Genomic DNA, 21,187 nt, shown 5'->3' on the forward strand with positions numbered 1-21,187 from the left:
GGCCAGCCCAGGCAGGCTATTGCAGGCGTGTATGGTAAGTACGGGCATCGTGGACAAAGAAAACCCACGCCGGGCGTGGGAAAAGAGTCGTCTACAAAGGAGGAATGCCAACCTTACGCTTTTTGCAACGTGCTTGTCATCGGGGCTTCTACTTAGCTGGTAACTGGCTGCGCTAGGCCCGCCCTGCGGCCTTGCCTGGCTGTTACGGATTAGTGTTATTACCCAGCAGATGGCGCAATACCTGCTCGGCCACATTTTGCCATTTGCTGCTGGAAATCACGGCATGGCCGGCATCTTCTATCATCACCGGTGTGGTGTCATAGGAGCGGGCCGTGGCGGCTACCACGTCGGGCGGAATCAGCTTGTCACGGCTGCCACCTATCACTTGTACTTGCGCGCTGACATTGTCCGGGTTGACGTAGGCCGGCTTGCCTTCGGCCGCCTGAATGGCAATGGCCTTGCCCAGCGGGTCGCCCATGAACTCCACCACGGTATCCAGCGTGCCAGGTAGCAGACCCCACGGCGGTACCGAACAGATCAGGCTGGCGCGTTGCAGATCGTCATTGCCTTCCAGTACACGCTGGGTCAGGAAGCCGCCCATGGAATGGCCGACGATAAGGCCGGGCTTGCCGGGCAGGCCGGCCAGTACCTGTTGAACATCTTCCTCGTAACCACGCAGTGTCTGGTTTTGCCGCGCCGCGCTGCCGCCGTGGCCGCGCAGCGACAGGGCCGAGCCACTCAGGCCGTGTGCAGCAAACCAGGGCAGCATGTTTTCCCGCCATTGCCAGCCATCGCCTGCCACGCCATGAATGAACAGCACATGGCCGCGTGGCTGGGGGGCATCGGCATGAAACACTTCAATGTCATCCAGCATTTCGTAGCGGCAGGCATTGGCCGGATCGTCCTCGGCCAGGGTGATCTGGCAGGCGGTTTCTGCGCCTTCCTGCGCAAAATATGTGCTCAGCCCACGGCAGAGTGAGGCCATGCGGCCATTGCGGCGTAAATACTGGATGCGCAGTCGGTTTACCTTGCGTCGGCGAGCGTGTTCCAGTGCCTGGTCGAACAACAGGCGACCAATGCCCTTGCCCTGGCAGAAGCTATCCACGCTGATGCCCAGCTCGCCGCAAGGGTAGGCTTCGTGTTGAAAAACGGCGATGTGTACCACGCCGATCAATAATTCCCGGTAATGGGCACCAATCACGATGTCGCGGTTGAAGTTGATGCTGTCGACGTAGCTGGATAGTGCCGCAGGAGCCAGCTCCAGCCCGAAGCGGGTGAAGCGGTCATCCGCACTCAGCTCCGCCAGGTGTTCCAGAATGGCCGGTCTGGCAGTGGCCTGCAGACGGCTGAAAGTAAGTGTCATGATGCCTTCTGTATTGTGCAGTGCACAATGAGAGTGTAGTCCTTGCAGCGCCAGATGCAAGGGCAAGCGCTGCGGTATCCGGCAGCGGTAGCGGCGCGGCAGCATGGCCATTGGCAGCATCCGGGGGAAGGGACTGCCAAAACCGTCGGCATGACGAGCAAATATCAGCTATCAAATAGTGATGAGCCGTATTGTGCGGCCCACGCCGGTTTGCTGCCGCACTACGCTCATGACCAGCCGGCAGGATAAAACAACCACCTGGCACAGGAGTCTTGTGTTCAATCATCATCACTCATTTTGGCGTTTGCCGGGGGGAAGTGGCCTGCTGGGTATCGTGCTGCTTTGTGTTGCCACACTGGCACATGCGCGCGAATGCCTGTCATTCATCTATGCCAGCGGCGGGCGCGACTACTGGGCAAATTTGCAGGCAAACGTAGCCAAGGAAGGTGGGCGGCGGGGTTATTTCATCTATGACCGTGGCTCGGTGGATAGCGAACATCTGATTGATGATGCGCAGATCCAGTTGCTCAATATTGCCGTTGCCCGGCGTTGTCGCGCCATCATTCTGGCCCCTAGTGCCACCATCGAGAACTACAATGAAATCCTGCGTTTTCTGCCGGTACCGGTGGTTCTGATCGACCGTAATCCTGGGTTGACCAGCCAGTACGGATCGGTCACATCCGACAATGCCGCCATTGGCAGGATGGCCTGGGCGCAGCTGAAAAAGAATAATCCGGCCATCCGCCGCATTCTGGTTTTTCCCAATCATGGCCGCGTGCCATCCACCGAACAGCGCATGGAGAGTTTTACCGCCGCTGCGCGCAAAGATGGTGCCACCTTGTTGTACGGTCCGGCGGTCGACCAAACCATCGGTCAGGGGCGGCGGACCGTGACGGCTTATCTTGGTGGTAAGCCGCCAGCATTTGATGCCATTTTCACCCCCAACGAATCTACGACGACCGCCACCGTGCTGGCACTGCGCCAGTTGCAACAGGCCGGGCGATATGACTTTGTTGGCGTGGACCGTAACCCGGTCATTGTGGATGCCGTGCGCAACGGCGAAATGCTGGCCACCATAGTGCAGGACAGTGAAAAAATGGCTGGTCTGGCGGTAGACATGGCAGATGCTGCCATCAAGGCCCCTGCGGGTACTGGCAGGAATATTCTGTTGCCGCCTTTTGTGATGGACCGGGCGGTGCTGCGCAATGCCCGCTGAGCCAGAAAGAATCAGCCCATGAAAACGGCCAACGTTCGCCTTTGCCAGTACTATTTCGAACAGGACAGCATGTCGATCCGGCTGTCTATGGCTGTTGCGCTGGCCATTTACCTGTCGCATTGGAACAGTAATCCGGGATGGACCGGCTCCTGCTGGCTGCTATCGATGGCAGGCATTCAGTCAATACGGCTGTGGCATCTGGGAAAAATGCGCAGCCTGCTGACTGATCCGGCCCGGTTGGAAAAATATTTCAACTCTTTCTATGTATCGGTATTTGCGGCAGCTGTTGCCTGGGGTGGCATGCTGTTTGCGTTTCCTCATCGTCAGTTTGATTTTGTCTACATGTTCAAGATCATTGCGCTGGCTGCTATCAATAGCGTCACCATCCTGTCGCACGGGCTGATTTTCCGCTTGTACGCGCTGTTCAGTACGGTAATCACGGTGATGGTATTCATCCAGCTGCATGGTTTTGACCAAGTGATGTCAGCATCCGATCGTTATGCCTTTTCCGTTATCGCCTTGCTGTATCTGGTGTTCCTGTTATTGACGGACTGGAAATACGCCCGGCGTAATTTCGATTTTTTCGAGCAGCAAGTCGCCATGGAAACGCTGGTGAGCAAGCTCAAGCGGCTGCATAACGAGGAGGTGGACCTGCGTTCCAGCCTGGAGGCCAAGTCCGCAGGACTGGAGGAGGCGCGTAATGCGCTGCTGGTGATTGCCGCCACCGACAGCCTGACACAGACCCTGAATCGCCGTGCCATTCTGGAACACCTGAATGCGCAGGTGGATAGGGTGAGTCATGCCGAAGGCTCGTTCTGCGTCATTACCTTTGATGTCGACAACTTCAAGAAAATCAACGATGTATTTGGCCACAATGTCGGCGATATCGTATTGCGGGTGCTGGCGGACGAGGTGAAATCGGTGCTGCGGGCTGATGATCTGTTCGGCCGCATCGGTGGCGAGGAATTCCTGGTTATTCTGCCCGGCTTAGCCCTGAGCCGCGCGGTGGAGTGCGGCGAGCGCATCCGCCTGAAACTGGTGCAGAGCACGCGCATGCAGCAAGAGGCCGGCTTCGGGGTAACGTTATCGCTGGGCTGTTGTCTGGCATTTCCCGGTGAGTCGGCCATCGACATCCTGAGCAAGGCGGACAAGCTGATGTATGTCGCCAAGCGCGATGGCAAGAACCGCCTGTGCTACTAAACGCCTCAGTCTGCTGTAGTTTCGTCAGCTGCCCAGTCGGCAATCGGTACCGGTTTGCCAAACAGATAGCCCTGATAGGCATAGCAGCCGTAGCTTTCCAGATAATCGCGCTGTGCGTGTGTTTCTACCCCCTCTGCAATCACCTCCAGCCCCAGCGAACGTGACATGGCCAGAATCGCTTTGACGATGGCCGTGGTGCTGGCGTCTTTGCCCAGTTCGCGGGTGAAGGATTGATCGATCTTGATTTGATCCAGCGGCAGGCGCTTGAGATAAGACAGCGAGGAGTAGCCGGTGCCAAAGTCATCCAGTGAAAAACGTATGCCCAGTGCGCCCAACTGGTGCATGCGTGCCACCACCAGGTCAACATTTTCCAGCACGATGCTTTCCGTCAGTTCCAGCTTGAGCCGGGCCGGATTGGCACCGCTTTGCTGCAGGCTGTTTTGCACCGAAGCCACAAAATCAGGCTGGTGGAACTGACGTGCGCTGACGTTAACCGCGATATCCAGCGTGCAAAAATACGGGTGTTGCTCCCAGGCCTTCAGTTGCCGGCAGGCGCTGTCCATCACCCAGCGTCCCAGTTCGATAATCAGCCCCATCTCCTCGGCCACCGGAATGAACTGGGCTGGCGACACCATGCCACGTTCGGCAGAGCACCAGCGCAGCAGCGCCTCGGCACCGATGCGGGTGCCATCCTGCCCTACTTGCGGCTGGTAGTAGAGCACGAATTCCTCGCGGGCAAACCCCAGTCGCAGCGCGTTTTCCAGCAGGCTGCGCGCTTCTATGCTGGCTTGCATGGTGGGGCTGAAGAATCGCACCCGGTTGCGACCGGCATCCTTGGACTGGTACAGCGCAACATCGGCCTGCTTGAGCAGGTTTTCCATGGAAGTCACCAGACCGCGGAATAATGTCAATCCGATGCTGGTGGTATAGACGTGGTCGGTATCCTGATCCCCTTCCAGCCGGTAGGGACGGGACAGCTGGTCACGGATGTTCTCGGCAATCTGTTCGGCACGCTTGGCCGCAACGGTTTCATTGGGGCCAAGGTTTTCGATGATGGCGACGAATTCGTCCCCGCCAAGCCGGGCCACGGTGTCGGCTTCGCCAACGGTGTTGCGCAGGCGACGGCCCACCTGTACCAGCAGCTTGTCACCCATCTCGTGGCCCAAGGTGTCGTTGAGCTTCTTGAACTGGTCCAGATCCAGCATCATCAGCACACCATGTTCGCGGGAGCGTTCGCTGATTTTCTGTGCCTGCTGCAGGCGGTCGAATAGCAGGCGGCGGTTGGGCAGCCAGGTAAGCGGGTCGTAGTGGGCCAGCTGGCGGATTTCGTCTTCTGCTTCCTTGCGCTCGGTAATGTCGTGCAGCGTGGCACGCTGCCCCAGATAGCTGCCATCTTCGCCGTAGATTGGGCGGCAGGTATAGTTTACCCAGCGGATGTCGCCATCTTTCCGGCAGATGCGCAAATCCAGGCCCACCGTTTCCATTGCACTATCGTGCGTGTGCTGCCGGGCCAGCCATTGCGCGCGGTCTTCCGGGTGGATGATGGCGTCTAGCAGGGCCGGGTTGCGCTCGAATTCGCCGGCGCGATACGCGCTGATTTTTTCTGCCGACGGGGTCATGTAGTGAAATTGGCCGTCAGGCTTGATCCAGTACACCCAGTCACTGGCCCAGTCCATCATGGTGTGGAATTTCAGCTCACTCTGGCGGATGGCTTCGATGGCGGCCTTCTTGTCGGTAATGTCATCCTTGATGGCCACATAGTGGCTAACCTTGCCATCCTGCTGGCGTAGCGGGGCAATCACCACTGCTTCGACATATTCGCTGCCATCCTTGCGCCGATTGATGAATTCGCCTTCCCATACCGCGCCGGCCATCAGGGTGGACCACAGATCGGCATAGGTTTCTGCTGAGGTTTTACCCGCATGCAGAATGCGCGGATTCTGTCCCAGCACTTCATCCTGGCTGTAGCCGGTGTTCTTCAGGAAAGCCTCGTTCACATATTCGATGCGGGCATCCATATTGGTAATGACGATGCTGGCCGGGCTTTGTTGTATCACCAGCGAAAACTTCTTCAGCTGTTCCTCGCGGCTGAGCAGTTCGGCAGTGCGTTTTTCGATTTCGGCTTCCAGTTGCAGCTGGTGGGATTGCAGATCCTGCTGATTGCTCTCCTGGGCTTGAATGACCCGGCGCATCTGGCCGGCAAACGGGATAAAGATGAACAGCGCCTCGGTCAGCAGCAGCGCAAGGGCGGCCAGCCAGGCAATGTTCTCTGCTGTTTGCAGCTGGTCGACGGCAGCTTCGCCTTCCAGCTGATAGCGTTTGACTGCGGTATCCAGTGCACGCAGCAGGTCGCCCTCTGCCAGTGCCAGCAGTTGCTGCAGGCCGGGGTCTGCCATGCTCAGCGTGCCATCCGGCTGCGCCAGTATGTGTCTGGCCAGCGCCAGATAACGGTTTTCCAGGAAATGAATGGCTTGCGGGTTGCCAAAATACAGTGCATGCACTGCTGGCGACATGGTCTGCGGCAAGTGCAGCTGCGGCTGGCCATTGATCAGGCCTTGATGACTGGTCGCCATCAGGCTGACGGCCTGCTGCAATTGCTGGCGCAGACGGGAGGAGCCACCCTGTGTGGTGGCCAGTTGCTGGCTGAACAGGGCGATGCGCTGGCTGAGCATGCGCTGGCGGCCACTGATATTGACTAGGGCGGCTGTGCTTTGCTGCGTGGCAATCACCAGTTTTTGCGAAACAAAGGCGCTGGTTGCCAGTATTGCCATCAGGGATAGCGCAATGATGTAACGCAGCTTGAAGGAACGGAGCATTCGGTGTTCACGCGTCATGCCGGTGTTTCCTGACAGATTCTGCAGGACATCATGCATGACAACGGGCTTTTATGAAAAGCCCGTTTCTGCGTCCTCAGGCAAAAATGCAGTGGTTTTACATCGACTCGGCCCGGAGGCGACAGGCTTAGTCTGCTACTGGTGTGCTGGCACGCAACAGCCGGTCACGCACATGCAACCAGGCGGGCGTATCCGGCGGCATCTCGATCAGAATGCGGTTGCAGCCGCTGGCTTCCGCCTGGTGCAGCACGGCATAGATCTGGCTGGCATAGGCAGCCGGATCGGCCGGCAGCAGATAGCTTTGCGTGGCCGGCAGTGGTGTGGCCGGCCTGCCCACCATGCTGATGAAGGCCAGATCTTCAGCCCATACTTGCGCAGGAAGCCGGGGGCGGTGTGCGGCTTCAAAACGATGGCAGGGAATCCGCGGGGCATAGTGTGAAGCCAATGCGCCGGGAACGCGCGGTACAAGGTCACGCGGACCCTCATCCAGTGGCAGCACGCGGGCCAGCTGGGCGGCGCTGATGCTGCCAGGGCGCAGGATGCGTGCCTGTGGACCGGACAGGTCGACAATGGTGGACTCCAGCCCGAAGCGGCAGTCCCCGCCATCCAGCACCGCCTCGATGCGACCTTCCATCTGGCGCGCCACATGGGCGGCACTGGTGGGGCTGATGTGGCCGAAAGGGTTGGCCGACGGCGCGACCACCGCATGGCCCAGCTGGTCGAGCACGGCCTGGAACAGCGGATGTGCCGGCCAGCGCACGGCAACGGTATCCTGCCCGCCGGTAATCAGGCGCGATACCGTGGGTGCCGCCGGCAGCACCATGGTAAGCGGGCCGGGCCAGAATGCTGCGGCCAACTGGTAGGCTGGCGCTGGTATCTGGCTGACCCAGTGCTGCAGATGAGACAGGTTTGGCAGATGCACAATCAGCGGGTGATCGGCCGGCCTGCCCTTGGCGCTGAAAACCCGGCGGATGGCTGCAGGGTCTTGCGCACTGGCGGCCAGGCCGTAGACGGTTTCGGTAGGTAGTGCCACCAGTTGACCATTGCCCAGCAGGCTGGCAGCGCGGTGGATGTCCGCGGCATGCGGATTGAGGTATTCCATATGTGCTTTCGGTGGTGCGGCTCAGGCGCCATGCGGTAATCCGGCTGCCAGCCAGTTGCCGTTGCGCCAGTATTTCATGCCGGTTTCGGCAAAACGGTACAGGTGTAGCCAGCGGCGCTTTACCAGCATGGCAACTTCCGGCTGCTGTTCCAGCGCCAGGCTGATCAGCCGGGCAGGGGCGTCGATGCAGGCAGCCAGCCGCAACGGTGCATGACGCCATTGGCTGCCGTCATGCACGGACTGTTTGGACAGGCCGATGCGCAAATCGCCGCTATTGCCTTCGAACACGCCAATGCGCCCGCCCACTACGTTGTGCAGCAGCTTGTTGCCACTGCCATAGCGTGTGGGGTCGGCAACGGCGGCGAAATACTGCATGTTGATCCAGTGGGCCACCACTAACGGGCCACCAAAAATGGCCGCCAGCTGGCTGGCTTGCGGGTCTTGCCGCCAGTCGTATTCCTGCAGGAAGGCCCGGCCATGCAAATTGAGCGCGGCGGTGCGGCTGCGCGGTGCGGCAATGAAACTGTGATTGCCGGCCAGTCCCCACTCGGGACGGGTTTCCGCCCAGTGATGGCCTTTTTGCCGGAGCAGGGACAATAGCTTGCCCGTATGGATATCTGCGGGAATGCCGTCCTGGCCGGCCCGCCGGCTGCGCGCCAGGCTGGCCGCCTCATCCAGCAGCGGCTGTACTTGCAGGCCGCGCTGTTGCAGGGCCGGGGATTGACCATCGGCTTGCAAGACCTGTAATTCGTCACTATGGGTCAGGTGCAGTACCGGTAAAAACAGGGTGGCTGTCGGTATGGCCCAGCCACGAGCAGCCAGCCCGGCGCGTACGGCCGGGCGCTGCAGCCAGTCACTGAGCAGCAGTACGTGCAGATGGCCGCCATGGCCGCCGCAGGCTCCGCATTGCAAGGCTGATGCCTGTGGATTGTTGCTGCTGTGGCTGGCATGGCCCACCAGCAATACCGTGCGGGGAAAGCGCTGTCCCAGCCCCATGGCAGGCAGCAGGTGCTCCAGGCTTGCCACGATGTCATCGGTATTGAGCTGGCGGCCAGCGGAGACCATGCTCTTGTCCTTGTCGTTCAGCCAGGGGTCCAGCTCGGCCAGTGTCGCCCTGCGCTTGCCGGGAAAGGCTTTGCGCAGCAGTTTGCCCGCTTTGCCCAGTCCGGCGCTTTCCACCAGGGTGAAGGACGATAGCGGGGCGCGCTGGAAGGATCCCCATTCCTGCAGGCCCTTTTCCAGCGACGGCATGATGGCTTCCCAGCTAGGGGCCAGCAGACCGGGCAGGCGTGGCTGGCTGCGGTCTTCGCCGGCAAAGCGGATAGCCAGCGGCAGGCCGAAAAAGCCGGCAAATCCGGCGGTCGTGGCCGCGGGCAAAACCTGCTCCAGGGCGCGGCGCATCGGTTCCGAGCGCACATCAATGCAGAAGACGGCATGGATGTCGGCTCCGGCAAGTTCTGTGGCGGCGGGCTGGACGCTCAGGCGGGACAGCAGTGGGGCGTGGCTGGCCAGCTCGGCGGCACGTTGCCAGATCAGGCCGCGCGCGTTGACAGGCGGTATTGTTGATTGGGCATCCCATGCTGCATGCCAGTGTTGCCAGTGGCTGTCCGGTGTGCGGTCGCCATCGTCCAGCAGGCACTCCCAAGCCAGCTGCATGGCCAGTAATTCTGCCGGCAGGCTGCTGGCGGTGCCGGCCAGTTCGGCTTGCCATTGCTGGTAACGGCACCATGCTGCCCAGCCGCTATTGCGTTGCAGCAGCACGTAAAACCAGTCGCTCAGCCAGCCTGGCTTGGCTTGCAAGCGCTCCTGCGCGTGGCGGAACAGGGCATGGTGATCCTGAGGCAGCGCGGCAATGGCACCGCGCAGGTGTTCGCGCGCGGCGGCATCCGGGCTGGGTGGCGGTTGCAGCGCCATTTCGGCCAGCCAGTTCTGATAGAGCCGGCCATGACGATCAGGCTGCCATTCTGCCTGGTCGTGATCGAACCATGCTGCGCAGCATTGACTGATTTGCTGGGTAATCACCTGTTGCCAGTTTTGCAGGCCGGCGTGGCCGGCAGCGTCCTGCCGCCAGTTGCTTTGCAGCAGTCTTGCTGGTGCAGTGTGGCGTTCGGCCTGTCCCTGTTGCAGCCACTGCACGGCAGATTGCTTGATACCGGCTTCTTGCAGCGCGGCACTCAGGTCGGCATTGCTGATCTGGCCCGCGGCGTACTGCTGCCGGTAGTCGGCTTCATCCAGGTGCAGGCGGCTGTCTGCCAGGCTTTGCAAGGTATGGTGGGCCTGTTCGAACGATTGGTTGCGCAAGCCCCAGTAAGGCGAGCTGGCCAGCAGGCTGTCCAGTGGCCAGCTGGGTGCAATGCGGCTGGCCGCGGCCTGGGCGGCACTTTGCCAGAGCGTGTCAGCGGATGTCATGGGCAGTGGCTCCGTTGCGGGTGAGGGGTGAGCGTCGCCCCAACCGGTGCAGGCGGGTGCGCATGGTGGTGCGCAGCCACCATTCGTCCAGATAGAGGCCGCCAAAGGCGCGCGCGTACAGGCGCTGGCTCAGGTGGTGGCCGGGGTGTCTATCTATCCAGCCTTGCAGCAGGAACAGCCCGCCAAAGAACAGCGCCAGCAGCAATTGGCAGGCAAGCGGGGCCGTGGCATGGTCAGCCTGCATCCTGGCAAACAGGGTGTGTAGCAGCAGGTAGGTCTGGCACAGCAGCAGCGCCAGTCCATAGCCGCGTATGCTGTGCTGGCACAGCGGTGCCAGGCCAAGGCCGATGATCACAATCAGCAGCGGCGGCGGTTGCAGGGTATGGCCCAGTGCCAGTTGCCAGCCTTGCAGGCTGGCCAGCAGCAAGGCAATGCCGGCCACGCCGCTGGCCAGATGCCAGCCCTTGCCGCTAGCCGGAGCGCTGCTTGACTGACGGATGGTGGCTCGCACCTGGTTGCCCGAGCTGAGAAAGGCATGTGCCTTGTAGATGGAATGGGTGATCAGATGCAGCAGGGCCAGCGAATATTGCCCCAGCCCGCACTCCATCAGCATGAAGCCCATCTGGGCGCAGGTAGACCAGGCCAGGCGCAACTTGATGCTGATGCGGGTCTGCATCACCCAGCAGGCCAGACCAGCGGTAACGCCACCCCATACCACTAACAGCCAGGCCGTCAGCGGCACCACTGCCCACAGTGCAGCCAGTTTGATCAACACCATGCCGCCCAGATTCACTACCCCGGCATGCAGCAGGGCCGAAATCGGGGTCGGGGCTTCCATGACCTGGGTCAGCCAGCCGTGAAACGGCAATTGTGCTGTTTTCAGCAGTACACAGCACACCAGCAGTAGCGCTCCGGTATTGCGTGCCAGTTGTGCGATGGGCGATGCCAACGGACGTGCGATATCGGCAAAGGCAGGCGAGGCCACCGCCCAGGCTATCAGCCCTGCACCCAGCAACAGGCATAGTTCGGCCAGACGGCTGGCCACGGCCTCGCGCCGGGCGGCAATGCGCGCTTGTGGCCGCTCGGGATAAAAGGTCAGCAGGCTTTGCAGCGCCGGGCTGGTCAGCAGCCAGCCGGCCAGCAGGGTGGGCCAATCCTGGCTGGCTACCACCAGGGTAGCGCCGGCCAGCAGCCAGCCCACCGCACGCAGAAAGCGGGCCTGCCCCGCTTCGCCGCTGAAATAGCGTGCCGAGAAGCGCAGGATCACCCAGGCCAGCAGCTGGATAAGCAACTGAAATAGCAAGGTCGGCTGCAGGCCTTGTAACAGCATCAGCAGCAAGGCTGCCACTGCGCCAGCGGCGGCGCTGGCCTGGGCCAGTTGCCAGTGACGGGGCTGGCTGGTGCGCACCAGTGCCGGCAGCACCCAGAGCAGGGCCAGCAAGGTATGAAGAGACAAATCCATAAGGTGGATGGCGTATGAGTGAAAACACCGGCACTATGCCCGCCATCACTTGTTCGGTAAAATACATTAATATTGACAAATCAATCTATTAAACAGAATGATAAATCGCCTCAACTATCACCACCTGTATTATTTCTGGCGCGTGGCGGCAGAAGGCCATCTGACGCGCACCGCCGAGCGGCTGCATATATCGCAATCGGCGCTGTCGGCGCAGATCCGCCAGCTGGAAGAACAACTAGGCATGCCGCTGTTTCTGCGTGAAGGCAAAAAACTGCTGCTGACTGAAATGGGCGCATCGGTGCTGCGCTATGCCGAGGCCATTTTTGCGCTGGGTAACGAGCTGCTGGCCACCACCACCAGCCAGGATGCCGGCCAGGGCGGCCAGCTACGCATTGGTAGCGTCTCCACCCTGTCACGCAATTTTCTGGAAGGCTTTCTGCACCCGGTGCTGGGGCGGCAGTCGGTAAAACTCAATCTGGAGGCCGGAGGGCTGGATGAGTTGCTTGGCCGGCTGGCAGCTTTTGAGCTGGATGTGGTGCTGAGCAATCGCCCGGTGATTGCCGATGACAAGCACCCGTGGCGTTGCCGCACGCTGGCGCGGCAGGAGGTGTGCCTGATCGGCCCGCCCGGCCTGGTGCAAGGGCCGTTCGATTTGCCGCAGATATTGCGCCAGCAACTACTGATGGTGCCCAGTGCCAAGAGCGAAATCCGCGTGCGCTTTGACCTCTTGTGCGAAAAACTGGGTATAGAACCGCGTATCCGTGCAGAAGTGGACGATATGGCCACCTTGCGTCTGCTGGCGCGCGATGCCGGTGCGGTGGCGCTGATTCCGGCCATTGTGGTCAAGGATGAACTGGGCAAGGGATTGCTGGAAAAGTACGGCTCGGTGCAGGGTGTGGAGGAAACCTTCTATGCCATCACCGTACGCCGCCGTTTTGAAGCACCACACTTGAAGGAGCTGTTCCAGCTGTTTGCCATGCCAAGCTGAATCAGCCATTGGCACCGCTCGGTGCCGTGCATTTCCATTCTCTTGGAAATGGCAGGCGGCTATATGGCGGATGCAATCGGCATCAATACCGTCAATGTGCTGCCTGAATTTTGCAGGACGGGGCTAAGCGGGGTGTGGTTATTGGTAATGTAAGATTGGGTAAATAAAGTTATTGATGTTTAAATTTGCCATTACATTATTAATGAATTTCCATGCAGGCAGTGCAGGTTAACTGCCTGTAAACATCTTGAGTCAAACCCGCTTTTCAGTTGCCCATCCTCATGCGTCATTTGAAGACCGCACGCCTGCTTATTTGTTGTATTGCCATGAATTATGGCCTGGCCGCCACAGTGCGGGCGCAGGCTGCGCCACTGTACTGGCAATGCAGCGACCAGTGCGAACAAAATGCCGAAATGGAAAACAAGCCGGTACACAAGGAAAAAAACGGCAATCTTTCCGTCTGGTGGAGTGTCAACTTTGCCCTTGGAGGTAGTGCGGTGCACAGTGCGGAAGTGATGACCGAACTGGATTGCCTGGCTGGCTTGGGACGGGACCGTGCGATTGTGTATTTTGAACAGCCCAGGCTGGCGGGCGGGGTCAAGGGCTTCAGCATTGACAATGGCTGGTACACCTTGAATACACAGCGTTTCAATGACTTCCTGCTCAAGGTTTGCAGTGCGCACACTGCGTTGGCTGATTGAACGCGCGACGCGTTGTTGCACTCAGTCCGGCCCGCGATAGCGCAAGGCGTTCAGCACCAGTGCAAAAGCAGGCGAGGGCTGATGCCGGTGCGGGTAGTACAGGTGGTAACCGGAGAACAGCGGCCAGTAATCCTGCAACACAGCACACAATGCACCGCTTGCCAGGTCAGCCTGAACCATGTCTTCAGGCAGGTAGGCCAGGCCGTGGCCATCCCGCGCCGCTGTCAGCATCTGGCCGGTGGTATTGAATACCAGCTGGCCTTCCACTCTGGTTTCCACTGTTCTGCCATCCTGCACGAACTCCCAGGCATACAGCCCGCCGTGCGTTGGCAGCCGCAGATTGATGCAGCGATGCGCGGCCAGATCCTGCGGTAGCTTTGGCAGACTGCGCCCGGCCAGATAAGCGGGGGATCCCACCACGGCCATGCGGTAGTCCGGGCCGATGCGGGCGGCAATCATGTCGCCATTCACCTGGCCGCCGCTACGCACACCGGCATCGAAGCGTTCGGTCACGATATCCACCAGCGCGTAGTCGATGCTGATTTCCAAGTGTATGTCCGGATAGTCATGCAACAACTGGCGCAGGCGCGGCCACAACACACTGTCGGCTGCATGGTCGTGGGTGGTAATGCGCACTGTGCCTGCCGGTTTTTCCTTCAGTTCACTCAGGGTGGCCAGTGCGGATTCGATATTGTCGTAGCTGTCGGCAATGCGCGCCAGCAGATGCTCGCCAGCCTCGCTGGGGCTGACACCGCGCGTGCTACGGGTGAGCAGACGCACACCCAGCCTCTCCTCCAGTACTCGTATGGAATGGCTGAGCGCGGACTGCGATACGCCAAGCTGCGATGCCGCCCGGGTAAAACTGCGCTCGCGCGCGACCAGCAGAAAGGTTTGCAGGCTGTTGTAATCGGTGCGGGCCATTAATGAAAACACCTCATGCAGATGGGCGGTTTTTGCAAAATATCACAAAGACTGATGAGCTGTATTCATAAGGGTATGCCATGCAAGAGACCTACCGCCAGCAGGCGGGCGGGCCTAGAGTGATACTGCCGCTGTCAATATCGTTGCCAGCCGGCATTGTTTGAACTTGCCAAGGAGCAGAACCATGGATTTGCATATCAGCCACGCGGGCAGTCAGCCCGCCATGCATGGGCCGGCGGAATGGTTTACCGGCCAGGTCAGGGTGGACATGTTGTTCCAGCCGCAGGAGCCGGCGCGGGCATCCGGTGCCAGCGTTACGTTCGAGCCGGGTGCTCGTACCGCCTGGCATACCCACCCGCGGGGGCAGACCTTGCTGGTCACTGCCGGCTGTGGCCTGATTTGCCGCTGGGGTGGAGAAACCCAGGTCATCCGTCCCGGCGATGTGGTATGGATACCCGCTGGCCTCAAGCACTGGCATGGTGCCACGACCAGTACGGCCATGACACATATTGCGATTCAGGAGCAGGAAAACGGCGTTGCCGCTCACTGGGCGGAACCGGTCAGTGACAGCCAGTATCAACAAGAGCAGCCAGCGGCGCTGCAGTAAATATCATTACGCTTTGCTGGGTGAGCGCAATGTCACGCTGGCCTGCTTACTCTGGCAACGCGTCTTTTGCCGTTTGCTGCCGGTAATGGTGCTGGTGCTGATGGCAAAAGCCCCACATCCGATACGGCCAGAAGGCTTCGTGGCTGATGATGTGGCTGCGCAGTGCCTCTGGGCTGTAGCCGGTTAGTGCCTTGACCTGACGGCACAGGTGGGACTGGTCGGCATAGCCGCTTTTGCTGGCGATGTCCGACCAGTTGGTGTTTTCTTCCAGGCTGGAAATGGCCAGTTCAAACAGAACCTGCTCGGCCCGGCCTATGCCGCGTAGTTCGCGCAGCGGGCGGCCGGTCCAGCTTTTTATGCGCCGCTCCACCTGACGCACGCTTTTGCCCAGGCTGGAGGTGGCGGCGTGGGTGGTCAGGTATTGCACCCAGTCTTTCAGAATCCAGTTTTCGTTCTTGTTGCGCTGTTTGTGGTGTTGCCAGCGCGGCTGCAAAAAGCGCAGCACCAGCTCGATGCGCGTCTTGTCATCAGGAGCCTGTTGCACTGCCTGGCACCAGCTCATCCACTCTGCGTCCAGCAAGCCTTCCAGCGGTACAACCCGGTTCAGGTAATCCAGTGGCGTAATGCCGGTGAGTGCAGCAAAGGCATCCGGCAACAACACCAGGGCAAATGAATGGCAGGCTGCCGGATTCCATGCGCTGTGCGGGCGGGTGGAGGGGGCCCACAGCGATAGGGCCGGGACGACGGTCCGTGTCCGGGAGCGGTCTTCCTGCTCACCGGGTGCCAGCAACTGGAACTCACCGCGGACAGTCCACAGCAAAATGCAGCCTGGGTTGACCGGGAAACGGTTGAACCGCTGCTCCTTACTGAGCGGCACACCGCTGGTGTCGCGCATCATGATGGCGCGAATGCAGGATGCCATGGCTGGCGGCGGCAGCCAGAGTTCGTTTCTGGCATTGCTGATCGGGGCGTGAACCACCATGTCGGGCCTTGTTGTCATTGGGGCATGTATTTTTGATTTCTCTGGCTGGTCGGCATCTTACCCGTAGTAAGCGTTGTTTTTACATTGAAATCCGCTTTTTCCTGCTGCAGTCCGGCGGTATGCGCTTGTTGGCCACGGCGTGGCAGGATGTCGTTTTCGTTCAATACCGATGACCGATAGCTGATTAGCATGCCCGGCAAGCCCTGATGGGCAGTCGGGTGGCAATGGTTGCTGCCTGGTGAGCGGGGATGTGGATGGTATTGAAAGCAGGAACGGGCGGCAGTCGGGCGCAATGGGACTTTCCGGCAGGGCTGATGGCGTGCCACGGGAATGGTGCAGACTGCTTGCCCGCAATGAGCCTGCCAGGCAGGACAGAAAAAAACATGGCCTATCCGGATTTCAAGGCCGGTCTGGCTGCCGAACTGGCCATGGCGCACCGTGGGCTGCTGGCGGTCAAATGCCTGTTTGATCGGCTGAGGGCGGATGCGGGCAGGAAATCATCGGTATCTCTGCATGATATCCGCGGTGTGGTGGGCTGCCTGTATGCGTCCTTGCTGCGCAATCAGGATGCTTTGCTGCTGCTGTTGTTCTGTCGTGAAGTGGAAAAAGACTACTACAGCCACTCTGCTGCGGTATCTGTGCTGCTGATGCTGTATCGCATGCAGGGTGGTGCCAGCGCCATGGCGGTGACTGATGCTGGCATCGGAGGTTTGATGCATGACGCCGGCAAGCTGTTTGTGCCGACAGCCATCCTCAACAAGCCAGGCACACAGCCCGCCGACGCGTATGCCGCGGCGCGGCATCATGTGGTGTGCGGCGTGGATTTTTTGCAAAACGTGCTGGGTTTGCAGGGGGATCAACTGCTACCGGCACAAGAACATCACGAGCGCTTTGATGGCTCTGCCTATCCGGTGGCCCGGTCTGGTCATGCCATTTCTGAGCTTGGCCAGATGACGGCAATTGTCGATGTCTACGATGCGCTGGCGGTAGAACGCTGCCACCACCAGCGCACGCCGGTGCGCCATGTGCTGTCTTATTTGCTGGCACGCAAGGGCAGCGACTTCAATCCACGGCTGGTGGATGTCTTCATCGGCATCGTCGGCCACTTTCCCATCGGCTCGCTGGTGCAGCTGGAAAACGGCCATTGCGGCGTGGTGGTGGGGCGCAGTCGACAGGCGCGGGCCTTGCCGTATGTCATCGGATACAACCCGTCCGCCTGCTTGTGCACCCCGCCAAGCTTCAGCCCGCACCAGATCCGCCATCCAAGCCGGGTGCGGCATCTGCTGAGCGAGCGCAGGGCAGGACTGGACACCCGTGCACTGGTGTCGCGCTGGCTGCAGGCGGATTTTTCCATGTTGTCACTAGCCGGTGATGGTGTCTGACAAAGATGCCCGCGACCATGCTGTCAGAGGCGAGCCGTCCAAGGCCGCCCATGTGGCTGTTCAAACAGGATGGCCGTAATCGGGCGCACTGTCTGGATGCAACCTGAGCGTCAGATTCAGGCCGGGCTATCAGGCAGCTTGTCGTCAGCCGGCGGCTGGGCCGGAATGATTTTCCAGCCATTGGCGCAGGCCTGTACGTGCGGGTAGAACATTTTGCTCTGCGCGCAGTAATACCAGAAGGCCGGCTTGGGTTTGGGAGACACCATTTGCTGCTCTTCCGCTGCCGGGCTGCATTGCTGTTGTGCTTGCATGCCGCGGCTACCGGGTTTGCCACCCTGGTCCGGGCCGGGCATGTCTCCCATGCCCTGGGCCTGACAGTAGCCGGCCAGCAAGGTGAGTGCCGGGATTAAACGTGAAATCTGCATCGTGTTCTCGCCTGGTTGAGTGCAGCACATCGTAATCAGATGCTGCAGGCGGCAACAGCGCAGGAAAGGTAATTTATTGTCAGGCGGTGCTAAGGATGCGGCGCATCGGGCTGAGGCTTTGTTGCACAAATCAGCCGCAGGTCGAACTACCCCAATCCCCAGACGGATTTATCCCATGCGGACCGTTTGCGGCGTGCCCAGTGCTGTGAAGCGATTCAGAATCGCTGCACAGATTTGAAGCTCCGCCACCTGCCGGTCAAAGTCCCGTGACTTAACCCGGTCTGCCAGCAATTTGAAACAGTACATCTTCGTTTCGACCAGACTGCGGCGATGGTAGCCGCTCCACTTTGTCCAGAGCGTGCGCCCCAGATACTTCACTGAGCGTAGCGACTCATTGCGAGCCTGATTGCCCTGTGAACTCCCTTTCCAGAATTGACCGTTTCGACGCGGGGGAATGATGGCCGCCGCCCCACGCTCTGCAATCGCTGCGTGACATAGGCGTGTGTCGTACGCCCCATCAGTGGTCACCGTCACCAGTCCCGCTGTCACCGGAATTTGCGATAGCAGCTCTGGCAGCATCGTGGCATCACCGGTGCGATTGTCGGTCACTTCCATTGCCCGGATTTCCAGCGTTTGCGCATCAATTCCCAGATGCAGTTTGCGCCATTGGCGGCGGTAGTCAGCGCCATGCTTTTTCACCCTCCACTCACCTTCACCCATCATCTTGATGCCGGTGCTATCCACCAAGAGATGCAGACAACCCTGCTTTTTCTGTACCGGAATGCGGACCTGCTGGTCTTTCTGGCGGCGGGAAAGCGTACTGAAGTCGGGAACGGCCCAGTCAAGTCCAGCCAGGCGCAACATGCTTTTTACCATACCTGTGGCTTGACGTAGCGCCAGACCAAAGAGGCATTTGATGGTGAGACAGAACTGGATGGCAGCATCGGAAAAAGTTGGCTGCCGTCCCCGCCTGCCGGTAGCCGGTGCCAATCAGTTCATGTCTTTGTCGAGCCAGAGAAGGAGCTGCCCTCGTTGCTTGAGGGACTGGTTGTAGGACTGCCAGTTGATGGTTTGGTACTTGGGAGGAAGGGGCTTGCTCATGCGGTCATTCTACCGGACAGGCGCAAGCCCTGATTTGTGCAACAAAGCCCTGACCATGCAAGCGAGCCGGCCCGTGATGACTGATGCAAAGCTGCTTACCCCCAGAGAAAAAGCCGTCATCGCACTGATGGCCGAATCCCGCTCCAACAAGCAAATCGCCCGGACGCTGGAGATTGGCGTCTCCACGGTAAAAAGCTATGTTTCGTCCATTTTGCTGAAACTGGCGCTGAAAAGCCGGCTGCAAGTAGGGCTGTATGCACTGCGGCACGGTCTGGTGACCGTGGATGCCGCGTTCTACCAGCGGGTGCTGGGCTGCGATCCCCTGCCAGAGGACGGCGTGCGGCTGACTGCGCGCCAGCGCGATATCATCCGGCTGGCGGCTGCCGGCCTGTGCCTGAAGGAGATGGCGATACAACTGCAGATCAGCCTGTATACGGTGAAGGTGCATCTGCACCATGTACTGCTGCGGCTGCAAGTGGGAGACCGCTACAGCGCCATCATCATGGCCATGCGGCTGGGGTGGCTGGAGCTGCCCGCCATGGCCGACTGAGACGGCAGGCACGAATATTGCACGGTTACTGGCAACCACTTCCAGATGCTGCCATGACTGCCTCCTCTCCATTACGACTGTTGCTGGTCAACGATACCGACCGCCCGATGGCCGAGCTGCATGCCGCGCTGACGGCGGCCGGTTATCTGGTGATTGCACAGGCCCAGGGCGCAGCCGAGCTGCTGCAGCTGGTGGACAGCCAGACGCCCGACATCATCATCATCGATACCGAATCCCCCTCACGTGACACGCTGGAACAACTGGCGCTGATGGGTCATGCCGCACCACGGCCAGTGGTGATGTTTGCCGAGCAGGGCGGGCTTTCCGCCATTCAGGCCGCTGTCAGCGCCGGGGTTACCGCTTATGTGGTGGACCAGGTGGCAGCCAGCAAGCTCGCCCCCATCATCGACATGGCACGGGTGAAGTTTGAAGAAGACGCGCGGCTGAAAAAACGCCTGGCCGAGGTGGAAGAACAGCTGGCCGACCGCAAGCTGATCGAACGCGCCAAGGGCATCCTGATGGAGCGCCGCCAGTTGAGCGAGGCCGAAGCCTATGCGCTGCTGCGCAGCCAGGCCATGCAAAGCGGCCTGCGCCTGGCCGAGCTGTCCCGACAACTGATCAATTCCAGCAAGCTGCTGGGCTGAAAGCCTTTCATGACTGCTCCTGCATCCCTACACCAACTCAAACTGGGTTTTGTTGCCCTGACTGACTGCGCTGCACTGGTGGCCGCCCACAAGCTGGGGCTGGACCGGGAGCTGGGTCTGCAGTTCTGCCTGCAGCGCCAGCCTTCCTGGTCTGCCGTGCGCGACAAGCTGATGAACGGGCAGCTGGATGCCGCCCATGCCTTGTACGGCCTGGTGTACGGCATGCAGCTGGGCATGGGCAGCCCGCAATGCGACATGGCCATTTTGATGACGCTGAACCAGAACGGGCAGGGCATCAGCCTGGCTCCGGCGCTGGCGGATCAATACCGGCAGGGCATCAGCCTGGCTGAGATCAGCCGGGATCTGGGGCGGCCACTGGTGCTGGCACATACCTTTCCCACCGGCACCCATGCCATGTGGCTGTATTACTGGCTGGCGGCCCAAGGCGTGCACCCGCTGCGCGATGCCCGCTGCGTGGTGATTCCACCGGCGCAAATGGGCGCTGCGATGCAGGACGGCATGCTGGACGGATTTTGTGCCGGTCAGCCCTGGCATGCGCAGGCACAGCAGCTTGGCGTGGCCAGCCGGGTGGCCGACAGCGCCGCCATCTGGCCGGAGCACCCGGAAAAGGTGCTGGCCTGCCGCCGCGAGCTGGTACAGCAGCAGCCCGAGCTGGCCGGCCGCCTGGTACAGACCCTGTTACTGGCCAGCCACTGGCTGGATCAGCCGGAAAACCATGCGCAGGCGGCCGCCTGGTTGGCTGAAGACGCCTATCTGGCGATGCCGGCGGAGCTGATTCTGCAGCATTGGGAAAGTGCCGATGCCGGCCAGCTGCGCTTTTGCACCGATGGTCGGGTCAATTACCCCTATCTGTCGGACGGGCTGTGGTTCCTGCAGCAATACCGGCGCTGGGGCATGTGGCAGGGCGAGGCCGGGCAAAGCGTGGTGGCCGCAGTCAACCAGACAGCGCTGTACGAGCAGGCTGCCAGATGCTGCGGTCTGCCGCTGCCGGCTCCGGCAGATCGCCATAGCGTGCTGATGGATGGCTGCCACTGGCCGGAGCGCGCCGATGCCGCGCCCAGTGTCGGTGCGATGCTGAATTTTACGCACTGATGCGGTGCAGCATGGGGCCGAAAACAGCGTAAACCGGCCTCCAGCAGGTATTTTGCAGCTGGCACGCTATTTGCAATGATTACCACGCAGCGGCGCAATGGCGTGCCGCCTGCACCAGACATCACGGCAGCGGCCAACGGCGGCCACTGCCGATACGGACAACGGCGTCCTCACCTGATTCCAACAT

At 60.4% G+C, this 21,187-nt stretch carries 18 protein-coding genes and 1 pseudogene; 9 read left to right on the forward strand and 10 right to left on the reverse strand.

The window, feature by feature from the left end; genetic code table 11:
- Positions 1–202: 202 nt before the first annotated feature.
- Positions 203–1,363 (reverse strand): alpha/beta fold hydrolase, encoded by a 1,161-nt coding sequence (locus QVF59_RS13265; RefSeq protein WP_287880536.1) that lies wholly within the window; start codon positions 1,361–1,363, stop codon positions 203–205.
- Positions 1,364–1,637: 274 nt separating this feature from the next.
- Between QVF59_RS13265 and QVF59_RS13270 the strand changes: the two genes are divergently transcribed.
- A complete protein-coding gene (locus tag QVF59_RS13270; RefSeq protein WP_287880538.1) occupies positions 1,638–2,579 on the forward strand; it encodes a substrate-binding domain-containing protein in 942 nt (313 codons plus the stop codon).
- An 18-nt stretch (positions 2,580–2,597) separates the two neighbouring features.
- Positions 2,598–3,779: a GGDEF domain-containing protein gene (locus tag QVF59_RS13275; protein ID WP_159876960.1), complete on the forward strand. Its 1,182-nt coding sequence runs from the start codon at positions 2,598–2,600 to the stop codon at positions 3,777–3,779.
- A 5-nt stretch (positions 3,780–3,784) separates the two neighbouring features.
- Here the strand turns inward: QVF59_RS13275 and QVF59_RS13280 are convergent, their stop codons facing one another.
- The 4 genes from QVF59_RS13280 to QVF59_RS13295 all read right to left on the reverse strand — a co-directional run bounded on the left by QVF59_RS13280 (position 3,785) and on the right by QVF59_RS13295 (position 11,586).
- Positions 3,785–6,613, reverse strand: a complete 2,829-nt coding sequence (locus tag QVF59_RS13280) for an EAL domain-containing protein (protein WP_287880541.1) — start codon at positions 6,611–6,613, stop codon at positions 3,785–3,787.
- A gap of 127 nt (positions 6,614–6,740) precedes the next feature.
- Positions 6,741–7,715 (reverse strand): L-threonylcarbamoyladenylate synthase, encoded by a 975-nt coding sequence (locus QVF59_RS13285; protein ID WP_159876956.1) that lies wholly within the window; start codon positions 7,713–7,715, stop codon positions 6,741–6,743.
- Positions 7,716–7,736: 21 nt separating this feature from the next.
- Positions 7,737–10,124, reverse strand: a complete 2,388-nt coding sequence (locus tag QVF59_RS13290; protein WP_287880544.1) for a YbcC family protein — start codon at positions 10,122–10,124, stop codon at positions 7,737–7,739.
- Positions 10,111–11,586: an NADH-quinone oxidoreductase subunit L gene (locus QVF59_RS13295; protein ID WP_287880546.1), complete on the reverse strand. Its 1,476-nt coding sequence runs from the start codon at positions 11,584–11,586 to the stop codon at positions 10,111–10,113. Before QVF59_RS13295 ends, QVF59_RS13290 begins: the two co-directional genes overlap by 14 nt.
- A gap of 97 nt (positions 11,587–11,683) precedes the next feature.
- Here QVF59_RS13295 and QVF59_RS13300 point away from each other — a divergent pair, with 97 nt between their 5' ends.
- Together QVF59_RS13300 and QVF59_RS13305 are read left to right on the forward strand one after the other, a co-directional pair.
- On the forward strand, positions 11,684–12,574 hold the full coding sequence (locus QVF59_RS13300) for a LysR family transcriptional regulator (RefSeq protein ID WP_159876950.1): 891 nt from the start codon (positions 11,684–11,686) through the stop codon (positions 12,572–12,574).
- Between the two features lie 326 nt (positions 12,575–12,900).
- A complete protein-coding gene (locus tag QVF59_RS13305; protein ID WP_159876948.1) occupies positions 12,901–13,275 on the forward strand; it encodes a hypothetical protein in 375 nt (124 codons plus the stop codon).
- A gap of 21 nt (positions 13,276–13,296) precedes the next feature.
- On the opposite strand, the gene QVF59_RS13310 is transcribed toward QVF59_RS13305, so the two are convergent.
- Positions 13,297–14,196, reverse strand: coding sequence for a LysR family transcriptional regulator (locus QVF59_RS13310; RefSeq protein ID WP_159876946.1), 900 nt, complete (start codon positions 14,194–14,196; stop codon positions 13,297–13,299).
- A gap of 184 nt (positions 14,197–14,380) precedes the next feature.
- Here QVF59_RS13310 and QVF59_RS13315 point away from each other — a divergent pair, with 184 nt between their 5' ends.
- A complete protein-coding gene (locus QVF59_RS13315; RefSeq protein ID WP_287880549.1) occupies positions 14,381–14,803 on the forward strand; it encodes a (R)-mandelonitrile lyase in 423 nt (140 codons plus the stop codon).
- Between the two features lie 46 nt (positions 14,804–14,849).
- Here the strand turns inward: QVF59_RS13315 and QVF59_RS13320 are convergent, their stop codons facing one another.
- Together QVF59_RS13320 and QVF59_RS13325 are read right to left on the reverse strand one after the other, a co-directional pair.
- On the reverse strand, positions 14,850–15,785 hold the full coding sequence (locus QVF59_RS13320; RefSeq protein ID WP_287880552.1) for a helix-turn-helix domain-containing protein: 936 nt from the start codon (positions 15,783–15,785) through the stop codon (positions 14,850–14,852).
- A 14-nt stretch (positions 15,786–15,799) separates the two neighbouring features.
- On the reverse strand, positions 15,800–15,949 hold the full coding sequence (locus tag QVF59_RS13325) for a hypothetical protein (protein WP_287880553.1): 150 nt from the start codon (positions 15,947–15,949) through the stop codon (positions 15,800–15,802).
- A gap of 219 nt (positions 15,950–16,168) precedes the next feature.
- Between QVF59_RS13325 and QVF59_RS13330 the strand changes: the two genes are divergently transcribed.
- On the forward strand, positions 16,169–17,167 hold the full coding sequence (locus QVF59_RS13330; RefSeq protein WP_287880556.1) for an HD-GYP domain-containing protein: 999 nt from the start codon (positions 16,169–16,171) through the stop codon (positions 17,165–17,167).
- A gap of 116 nt (positions 17,168–17,283) precedes the next feature.
- Here QVF59_RS13330 and QVF59_RS13335 read toward each other — a convergent pair whose 3' ends face one another.
- Both QVF59_RS13335 and QVF59_RS13340 read right to left on the reverse strand, forming a co-directional pair.
- Positions 17,284–17,592, reverse strand: coding sequence for a hypothetical protein (locus tag QVF59_RS13335; protein ID WP_287880558.1), 309 nt, complete (start codon positions 17,590–17,592; stop codon positions 17,284–17,286).
- A gap of 168 nt (positions 17,593–17,760) precedes the next feature.
- Positions 17,761–18,693, reverse strand: a pseudogene (locus QVF59_RS13340) (IS5 family transposase).
- Between the two features lie 76 nt (positions 18,694–18,769).
- On the opposite strand from QVF59_RS13340, the gene QVF59_RS13345 reads away from it, so the two are divergent.
- The 3 genes from QVF59_RS13345 to QVF59_RS13355 are packed head-to-tail and all read left to right on the forward strand — an operon-like array spanning position 18,770 to position 21,000.
- Positions 18,770–19,243, forward strand: coding sequence for a response regulator transcription factor (locus QVF59_RS13345; protein ID WP_159876924.1), 474 nt, complete (start codon positions 18,770–18,772; stop codon positions 19,241–19,243).
- Positions 19,244–19,296: 53 nt separating this feature from the next.
- A complete protein-coding gene (locus QVF59_RS13350) occupies positions 19,297–19,887 on the forward strand; it encodes an ANTAR domain-containing response regulator (protein WP_159876922.1) in 591 nt (196 codons plus the stop codon).
- Between the two features lie 9 nt (positions 19,888–19,896).
- Positions 19,897–21,000: a CmpA/NrtA family ABC transporter substrate-binding protein gene (locus tag QVF59_RS13355; protein ID WP_287880562.1), complete on the forward strand. Its 1,104-nt coding sequence runs from the start codon at positions 19,897–19,899 to the stop codon at positions 20,998–21,000.
- Positions 21,001–21,187: the final 187 nt, after the last annotated feature.

It is taken from the genome of Aquitalea sp., from assembly GCF_030150775.1.
In the GTDB taxonomy this organism is placed as follows: domain Bacteria; phylum Pseudomonadota; class Gammaproteobacteria; order Burkholderiales; family Chromobacteriaceae; genus Aquitalea; species Aquitalea denitrificans.